The sequence below is a fragment of the Verrucomicrobiota bacterium genome (genome assembly GCA_016871535.1).
GTDB lineage: Bacteria > Verrucomicrobiota > Verrucomicrobiia > Limisphaerales > SIBE01 > VHCZ01.
In genome coordinates this window covers 1-8,633 of the sequence record VHCZ01000257.1, presented here as the reverse complement: position 1 = coordinate 8,633, position 8,633 = coordinate 1, and the positions used below count along the sequence as shown (strand labels likewise).

Sequence of the window (8,633 nt, the reverse complement as noted above, 5' to 3'; positions counted from 1 at the left end):
GGCGATACCTTAAACACGTCTTTCAAAGAAGCGTGGGGCCTTACCTACCAGGACTTCTGCTCGGTGCTGACTGGGGTCATCGAAAACGCCATTCATGCGCCCGGGAGTTACCCAATCACGTTCTATCCGTATCAGAAGCTCGTGACAGAAATCGCCTCATCCGGGATAGCAACTGAAACGGTGAAGCAGATTCTTTACGGCTTCACCGTTCATCGGGCCGGAATGGCAACGGAGGGACGTCAACTCTGGAAGCCCAAACAAATACACCGAGCCTACCAGAGAGGCTTTTTCGAGTTCCCTCACAGGCTTGGCTCTCACTTGACTTGGTCAAGAGCCATGGCGTACGAAGTGAGCTCTCCGCGTTGACGCAAGGAGCATGCTTCAAAAGACTCCCACCTGAATGGCTAAGGCCTGAAACACAAAGCGCTTTGGAGCGGCTCTCCAAGAAAGCGAGCGATTGGTTTGAAAGGCTTGTGGCCGATTTCCTGAGCCTGCGAGGCGTTGAAGGCAGAAAGTGCAAGGACGAGGTTCAAGGTAGTGGATCTGCGATTCCAATCCCTCCCGATGTAGGGGAGATCGACTTCCTGGGGTTCTTGTCATCAGAAAGGCTGCTCGTGATTGCAGAATGCAAGATGGTCGAAGACAGGACAGAACCCAAGTTCTGGCGCGACGATCTAGCAGAGTTTGTAACGCAGAGGGATTCTTACGAGATAAAATTTCTCAAGAAGATTAACTGGGTGAGCCATCAGAAGAAGCAGATCGTGCGCTTGTTCAAGAGCTACCCAGGTGGCGCTTACCGAGTTGCACCGGTGCTGCTCACGCTGAATCCTCATTTCGTTGGCCAACTTGTGACGAATTTTCGGTGTGTTTCTCTCGCGGAATTCTTGATGGACTTCGACGCCGCGGGAAAATGGCCGTATGAATTGCTCGACGTGACGACGAATTAAGCCCTTTCTTCGTGGCCGGATCCGTCAGCTGATCAGGTGGTAGAAATCGCTGTCAGGCAGGCCTTCGACATTCAGATAAACCGGCGTGCCGTCGATCCTCAGTTCCGGGCTGCCATTGATGTGGATTTTCTTCTCTCGTATCGCCAGCGCCTTGAGCGAATGGTGATATTTCTCGCGTTTTATCGCACAGCCGTTTGGGACTGCGGCGTGGGCGGAACGTGTAGGAGAGTTGGGTGACGGTGAAGATGCCTTTGCTGCGGAGTTTCTGCGGTGACCTTGAGCGTGGCGTGATCATCGCCATGGATGATTTTGCCGAGGCTGATTTCGCGGCCGAGCATTTCGGAGAGCTCAAACGCGTCGAAGGCCAGCAGCAGCCTGTCGGCTTTGGTGAGCTTGTTGCGGAAGATGAAACGGATGGGCATGAATTGAGCGGCCTTGCCCCGGCCTGCGGGCGGAACGCGTTCGGCGGCGTGAAGGCGGGATTCCATTGCGGAATCGAAGAAACCGGCCTTGTTGGACAAAGGCTGCGACAAAGTTTGGGACAAAGTTTACCTTTTGGGACAAGCCGTAATTAATTAGTCAGGATAACGCCGCCGGTGGTCCCTCCTTATACTTTGTCCTGATGGATTGACGTTCCGAGCGCTTGCCGATTACATAGCGCCGCATTCGATGCTGCAGTTTTTCCAGTCCTCTCTGGGCAAGAAGTACGTCATGGCCGTCAGCGGGTTTTGCCTGTTCGGCTTTGTCATCGGCCACATGGCGGGGAATCTTCAGATTTTCTTGGGGCACGAAGGGCCGCTCAATCACTACGCGCACTTTCTCCAATCGACGCCCGAGTTGCTGTGGCCGGCGCGGATCGGCTTGCTGACCCTGGTTGTTTTGCACCTCTGGTCAGCCTTGAAACTCACGGCGGAAAACAGGGCGGCGCGCCCGATCGGCTACCTGGGAAATCCGCCGCCGCCGGCCGCGAGTTACGCGTCGCGGACGATGCTCATGAGCGGTCTGATCATCGCGGCGTTTATTGCTTACCACTTGTTGCATTTCACACTCAAGATTCCCTCCGTGAATCTGACCGGCCAGGATTTCAGGGCGTTGCTCGACCCCCAGACCAAACACCCGGACGTGTATCGCATGATGGTCGTTGGTTATTCGAATGTCTGGGTATCGGGTTTTTACATCCTGGGCATGGCGCTGCTCTGCCTCCATTTGAGCCACGGCGTCAGCGCCATGTTCCAATCGATCGGCCTCCGGAATGACCGAACTGAAAAATGGATCGATCACGGGGCGAGGGCCGCCGCGGCGGTTATCTTTGTGGGCAACTGCTCGATCCCGATCGCAATCTTGCTCGGCCTGCTCCAATGAACCTCGACGCCAGAATCCCGTCCGGGCCGCTGGAAAAGAAGTGGGACCGGCATCGCCTGGAAATGAAGCTGATCAACCCGGCGAACAAACGGAGGTTCGATATCATCGTCGTCGGCTCCGGTCTGGCGGGGGCTTCCGCAGCGGCGTCGATGGCCGAGCTCGGCTATAACGTCCAGTGCTTCTGTTTCCAGGACAGCCCTCGCCGCGCGCACAGCATCGCCGCCCAGGGGGGCATCAACGCCGCCAAGAATTACCCGAACGACGGCGACAGCGTGTATCGGCTGTTCTACGACACAATCAAAGGCGGCGACTTCCGCGCGCGCGAAGCGAACGTGTACCGGCTCGCTCAGCTCAGCGTGAACATCATCGACCAATGCGTGGCCCAGGGCGTGCCGTTTGCCCGCGAATACGGCGGGCTTCTCGCGAATCGTTCTTTCGGAGGCGCGCAGGTGTCTCGCACTTTTTACGCGCGCGGCCAAACCGGGCAGCAATTGCTCCTGGGCGCCTATCAGGCGCTTTGCCGGCAGATCGGCCTGGGCAAAGTCAAAATGTTTCCGCGCGCCGAAATGCTCGACGTCGTGCTCGTCGAAGGCCACGCCAAGGGCATCGTGGTTCGCAACCTGGTCACCGGCGAAATTTCGTCGCACGCCGCGGACGCCGTCGTGCTCGCGACCGGCGGGTACGGCAACGTGTTTTATCTTTCGACCAATGCGCGCGGCTGCAACGTGACGGCAATCTTCCGCGCTTACAAGAAAGGCGCGGCCTTCGCCAATCCGTGTTACACGCAAATTCATCCCACGTGCATTCCCGTCAGCGGCGATCACCAGTCCAAATTGACCTTGATGTCGGAGTCGCTGCGCAACGACGGACGCGTCTGGGTGCCTAAGAACAAAGGCGACAAACGGCCGCCGCCGCAGATTGCCGAAGCGGAGCGCGACTACTATCTCGAACGCAAGTATCCAAGCTACGGCAATCTCGCGCCGCGCGACATTTCCTCGCGCGCCGCGAAGGAAGTCTGCGACGAAGGCCGCGGCGTCGGGCCTGGCGGTCTGGGCGTGTACCTGGATTTTGCCGATGCCATCAAACGCCTGGGCCAGCACGCGATCCAGGAGCGTTACGGCAACCTCTTCTCCATGTACGAAACGATCACCGGAGAGAATGCCTACGAAGTGCCGATGCGGATTTACCCGGCCGTCCATTACACGATGGGCGGCCTGTGGGTGGATTACAATTTGATGAGCAACGTTCCCGGATTGTTTGTCCTGGGCGAAGCCAACTTCTCCGATCACGGCGCCAACCGGCTCGGCGCCAGCGCCCTCATGCAAGGCCTGGCTGACGGCTATTTCATCATCCCTTATACGATCGGCCATTACTTCGCCTCGACGAAACCGCTGAAACCATCGTCGAATCATCCGGAATTCAAGAAGGCCGAGGAAGAAGTTCGCGCGCGGACGCAGAAGCTTTTGTCCATTCGCGGCCGGCGCACCGTGACTTCCCTGCATCGCGAACTGGGCAAACTTCTGTGGGACAAATGCGGCATGGCGCGCCACGAAGCCGGCCTGAAAGATGCCTTGAAGCGAATCCCTGAACTGCGCGCGGAGTTCTGGGAAAACGCGACGGTCACCGGAGAAAGCCAGGAGTTGAATCAAGCGCTGGAGCACGCCGGACGCGTCGCGGATTTTATGGACTTCGCCGAATTGCTTTGCCTGGACGCGCTCACGCGCCGCGAGTCCTGCGGCGGCCATTTCCGAACGGAATTTCAGACCGAGGACGGAGAAGCGTTACGAAACGATGCGAACTTCTCTTTTGTGTCCGCCTGGGAATATCAGGGACCGCAAAAGCCGCCCCTCCTGCACAAAGAGCCGCTGGTTTACGAGGAAGTGAAAATGACGCAAAGGAGCTACAAGTGATCGAATTTGCGATTGACGATTTGCCCCGCATGCAGTTTTCTTCTGCCTGCGTTCCCAAGGAGGGACGGCACGGGAAAACTCAACCTCAAATCGTCATGAAGAAATCGCTCCTGACTCCTCGCTTAAAAAACTCTGCTCGCGCGCCACAGACCGTCCCGCACAACGCACCTGCCACGGCCAGACTCGCGCCCATCGAACGCCAGATCTATTTGATCCGCGGCCAGAAAGTCATGCTCGACCGGGACCTTGCGCTCCTCTACGGCGTCGAAACGCGTGCGCTAAACCAGGCGGTCCGCCGCAATACGGAGCGTTTTCCCTGCGATTTCATGTTCAGTCTTAATGCGCAGGAGACGCAGAGGATGCGATCACAAATTGTGATCGCATCCCCGGGGAATGGTTCGAGCACTTCCACTTTGCGGAAACGAAATCTTCGCTATCGCCCCTTGGTATTCACGGAGCAAGGGATCGCGATGCTCTCCAGCGTGCTCCGCAGCTCACGCGCCATCCTGGTCAACGTCGAGATCATGCGCGCCTTTGTTCGCCTCCGCCAACTCCTCGCGTCCCACGCCGAATTGGCCCACAAGCTGGCTGCGTTGGAGAAAAAATACGACCGCAAGTTCAAAATTGTTTTCGACGCGATTCGCCAATTGATGACGGAGCCCAAATCCGAACCCGCGCCCTCTCGAAGAGAGATCGGCTTTCATGCCATCGCGGCGAAACCGGAGAACCGGCCGCGATTGCGATCAAGAATCCCTGGATGATGAACCTCACCTTACAAGTCTGGCGGCAAAAGAATGGACATGTTCCTGGGAACTTCGCGACCTACGGCGCTCAGGGAATCATTCCCGATATGTCTTTCTTGGAAATGCTGGACGTGGTCAACGAAGGATTGATCGAGAAGGGCGAAGATCCCATCGCGTTCGATTCGGACTGCCGCGAAGGCATTTGCGGCATGTGCTCGCTCGTGATCAATGGCGTTCCGCACGGCGGGCGCAAGGGCACGGCGACTTGCCAGTTGCACATGCGGCACTTCAAAGACGGGGACACGATCACGATTGAACCCTGGCGCGCCCGGGCGTTCCCGATCGTCAAAGACCTGATCGTGGACCGCAGCGCGTTTGACCGGATCATTCAAGCCGGCGGATTCGTTTCCGTGCCCACGGGGGGCGCGCCGGATGCCAACGCGATTCCTATTCCCAAAGATCGCCAGGAACGGGCCATGGACGCGGCGGCGTGCATCGGTTGCGGCGCCTGTGTGGCCGCGTGCAAGAACGCCTCGGCGATGCTCTTCGTCGCCGCCAAAGTTTCTCACCTCAGTCTATTGCCTCAGGGCGCGGTGGAGAAGGAACGCCGCGTGTTGAGGATGGAGGAAGCGATGGACCGCGAGGGCTTTGGCGCTTGTACCGTCACTGGATCTTGCGAAGCGGTGTGCCCCAAAGAAATCCGCCTCAGCTTCATTAGCCGCATGAACCGCGATCATCTGCTCGCCCTGTTCAAGGGGCCTTGAGCTACGGCTCCAACTCGATGTCAAATTCGCCGACCGAAATCCGGGCCGCTTCGCCCACTTCGATGTCGTAGCGGCGGCGCGCGCGCATCAAGGCGCACAAAAACTCGATCCATCCCCGCTCGGCGTCCGAGAGCCTCGAATTGGTCAAGACGCTTTCGACCCACTCGAAATCCTCCAACGTGGTCCGCCCGACGGGGAGTTGCCGCAGGCGCGCCAGTTCGGATCGCCAGACGCGGATCGTTCGATCGGCGCTGGCGGTAATCAACGTCTTTCCGTCCGGGCTGAAACGAACATCGGTTACCCGGTCGCTGTGTCCTTCCAGCGTCTTGAGCGGCGCGCCGCCCGGGAGGCTCCAAAGCCGCGTCGTATGATCGAATCCGCCGCTCGCGAGGACCTGGCCATCCGGACTGAACGCGAGGCAACCGATCCAACTTTCGTGCCCGTCGTTCGTGTCCGATGCTCCCAACGTATCGATCAACTCACCGTCGGGCAGACGCCACAACCGGATCGTCGTGTCCCAACTGGCGCTGGCGAGCAAGGTGTTGTTCGGACTGATGGCCAGGCAAGTGACATCGTCCCGGTGGCCCTTGAGTCGTCTCAGCTTGGTTCGATCGGTCAGGCTCCGAATCAGGATCGAGCGATCCTTGCTCCCGCTGATCAAGTGCTGCCCTTCGGCCGTAAAGACCAAGCAATTCACCATGGCTCGATGCCCTTTCAGGGTCGCAACCGGTTGCGCTTCGGTCAGCTTCCAAAGGTTCACATCGTTGTCGTAACTCCCACTGGCGATCACGTCGCCCTGCGGGCTGAACGCCAGGCAGGTCACGACGTCCGAGTGGCCGGCCAACCGGGCGATGGGCTGGCCGTCCGGGACGCTCCACAACCGAATGCTCGCGTCGCCGCCGCCGCTGGCCAGCACGCGCCCGTCCCGGCTGAACGCCAGGCATCGCACATCATCGGTGTGGCCCTGCAATCGGTGCAGAAGCTGCCCTTCCGGCCAACGCCAGAGCCTCACCGTATTGTCCCGGCTTCCGCTGGCCAGCACGCGCTCGTCCGGACTCAACGCCAGGCAATCCACCCAGTCCGTGTGGCCTTCCAGCGTCTGGATCAAGGCGCCTTCGTTGGCGTTCCAGAATCGAACGCTGTGATCGTGGCTCCCGCTCGCCAGCATCAGCCCGTCTCGCGATAAGGTCAGACAACTCACGGCGTCGCCATGGCCTTCGAGCAGGCGTGCGTTCCGCAGCAATCTTCCCAAGAACGGCGGCTCTTTGCAGCAGCCATCGATCAACCGGGTTAACGCGACGAACGCTTCGCGATCTTGTTCGAGAGGTGGACGCCATCCGGCATCTTTGAGATTCATCAAAAGCCGGACGCTCCAATCCGCGGGCGCCACTTGCGCCAACTGCCAACTGTCCTCCCAACGCTTGTTTTCACGGAGCACAGCGGCCGCCGCTTCCCACTCTTCACCTGTCATTTCGCTCAAGCGGCGGTCGTGGCGCGCGCCGACAATGGCGCCCAACCACTCGGTTCGACCGCATTGCCGGCCCTTCTCCGCGATTCGGCACCGGAGCTTTCGGTTCCCGGCTTCATACGCGCGTCCCAAGAAACGCTGGTCGAAATCCAGGCTTTCGTAAGCGTCCCATTGCTCCGTGAGGAAATAAAAGAGGGCCCGTTGCAAGGGTTCGCGCGGCGCATAGCGAGCGGCGACGGCGGCGCTGCGCGCGGCGGCTTCCTCTCCATCGATCACGAATCGACAAAGGGCTTCTTGGGCTGGCGGGTCGCTCAATTCTTGCAACGCCGCCGCCGCCTCCTGCGCAATCGAAGGATCCAAATCCTTGGCGGCGGCGATCAACGGTTCAACCGCTTCGCCTCCGCTTGCGGTGACTAGCTCGCGCCGGCGGGCTTTCAGCGCCGTCCAGACGCGCGCGCTCACCGGCTGTCGGGCGATGTATTTGGCCCGCTCCAGCGCTTCGGCCACTGTTGCTTCCCTCTTCTCAACCCAACGAAGGCAAAGCGCATCAATCGCGGCGGGGCTTTTCATGTGGCTGAGGCACTCGCGGGCGTGGCTGGCGATTTCTGAATCGGCATCCTCGCAACTTTCGATCAACGGATCGACGATTTCAGGGCCGCCCGCGAGAATCGCTTCCGCCGCCGGCAATTTCAGCGCGGTGAGGACCCGAATTTGAGCCGGGGAGGAAGCGATCCAGTTTTTGCGCCGGATCAGGTCGGTGAGAACAGGATGCCGGGTCGCGGCCCAAACCGCGCAGATACGGTCAATCGATGCGGGAGAGTCGGTGTGAGTGAGCGCAGCCAGCGTGAGCGCCCGCAGACGATCGTCTCGACATCGCGTCGCGAACTCCGCCAGGAGCCCGGCCGCGTCCGGTGAAAGATCTCGCGCGAGCGCGCGAATCGCCCGGCGCCGCAACCAGGGGCCCAGGAGAGGCGCGTCGCTCCACAACTGGCGCCGACACGAGTCTAGTTTTTTCGGCCGCATCCTGCTGGCTCGGCTTGACCGCTTTGAGACGGACAACAAATCAGCCCGGCCGAAAGGTACCAGACGGAACGCCAGAAGGAAGACGGAAGCGGGAGAAAGGGAGATTAAAACCTCGTGTGCTTGGAATCTTCGAGCGCGCCGCTAGAAAACGGTCAACCCGAGAATCACGACAAACAGACCAAACGCCAACCGCGCCGCGCTGACGATTTGGAGCCGTTTCTCGTTCGCGGTCGCCCAGTGGATCAGGTCGCGGAGCCGCCAGGGGGAAATCGTGAACCACATGCCGGCCAGAATCCAGAGGTAGGCCCAAACCGAGATGACGAGCCGCCATTGCGAATCGTGCCAGCGCGCGGTGTCCAGCATCAATTTGGCGATCAAGAGCAGGACGATCGACAGCCCGCGCACGGCCAGAAAAT

General features: G+C 59.7%; 7 protein-coding genes. 6 read left to right on the top strand and 1 reads right to left on the bottom strand.

Annotated elements, in window-relative coordinates; translation table 11 throughout:
- Positions 1-323: 323 nt before the first annotated feature.
- From FJ398_22920 to FJ398_22895, 6 genes are all read left to right on the top strand, one after another.
- Positions 324-947 carry a hypothetical protein gene (locus FJ398_22920; protein ID MBM3840758.1) on the top strand — a complete coding sequence of 208 codons (624 nt, stop codon included), beginning with the start codon at positions 324-326 and terminating at the stop codon, positions 945-947.
- A 239-nt stretch (positions 948-1,186) separates the two neighbouring features.
- Entirely contained in the window at positions 1,187-1,522 is a 336-nt protein-coding gene (locus tag FJ398_22915; protein ID MBM3840757.1) for a hypothetical protein, read from the top strand.
- A 94-nt stretch (positions 1,523-1,616) separates the two neighbouring features.
- The gene (locus FJ398_22910; protein MBM3840756.1) at positions 1,617-2,309 is read left to right on the top strand and encodes a succinate dehydrogenase cytochrome b subunit; all 693 of its coding nucleotides are present in this window, start codon (positions 1,617-1,619) and stop codon (positions 2,307-2,309) included.
- Complete coding sequence (locus FJ398_22905) at positions 2,306-4,219, top strand: fumarate reductase/succinate dehydrogenase flavoprotein subunit (protein MBM3840755.1); 1,914 nt, start codon at positions 2,306-2,308, stop codon at positions 4,217-4,219. The genes FJ398_22910 and FJ398_22905 overlap by 4 nt, the downstream gene beginning before the upstream one ends.
- A gap of 95 nt (positions 4,220-4,314) precedes the next feature.
- A complete protein-coding gene (locus FJ398_22900; protein MBM3840754.1) occupies positions 4,315-4,980 on the top strand; it encodes an ORF6N domain-containing protein in 666 nt (221 codons plus the stop codon).
- Complete coding sequence (locus FJ398_22895; GenBank protein ID MBM3840753.1) at positions 4,977-5,726, top strand: succinate dehydrogenase/fumarate reductase iron-sulfur subunit; 750 nt, start codon at positions 4,977-4,979, stop codon at positions 5,724-5,726. The genes FJ398_22900 and FJ398_22895 overlap by 4 nt, the downstream gene beginning before the upstream one ends.
- 1 nt (position 5,727) lies before the next feature.
- On the opposite strand, the gene FJ398_22890 is transcribed toward FJ398_22895, so the two are convergent.
- Positions 5,728-8,217, bottom strand: a complete 2,490-nt coding sequence (locus FJ398_22890) for a hypothetical protein (GenBank protein MBM3840752.1) — start codon at positions 8,215-8,217, stop codon at positions 5,728-5,730.
- Positions 8,218-8,633 lie beyond the last annotated feature (416 nt).